This is a genomic window from Crenobacter sp. CS_VA4 (assembly GCF_055597485.1).
In genome coordinates, this window is record NZ_JBVMAE010000122.1 from 1 (window position 1) to 275 (window position 275).

Sequence of the window (275 nt, forward strand, 5' to 3'; positions counted from 1 at the left end):
ATACCACCGGGGTCCGGCTTGCGCGTCGGGTAGGTATCGCCGTAAATGTGAACATCAAACAGCGGGGTCAGCCCATGCGCATCGATGACCCGTTGCGCACAAATCTGCTCCTTGTTTGTGATCAGCACACATTTGACGCCTTGCTCCCGCAAACGCTGCAGGTTCTCCCGGGCTGCCGGGTACAGCGTGCTCATTTGTCCGCTGGTGTCGCGGTAGTGCCCGGAAAATTCTGCTTGCAATTCGGCCAGGGGCGGCAAGGCACATCCACCGGCCAG

Annotated in this window: 1 protein-coding gene; it reads right to left on the reverse strand. The window is 60.0% G+C overall.

The features are described 5' to 3' along the window. Positions 1–257, reverse strand: a 257-nt coding sequence (locus ACZ2IA_RS22960) for an HAD family hydrolase (protein WP_470294900.1), incomplete at its 3' end; no start/stop codon positions are given. Between the last annotated feature and the right edge of the window lie 18 nt (positions 258–275).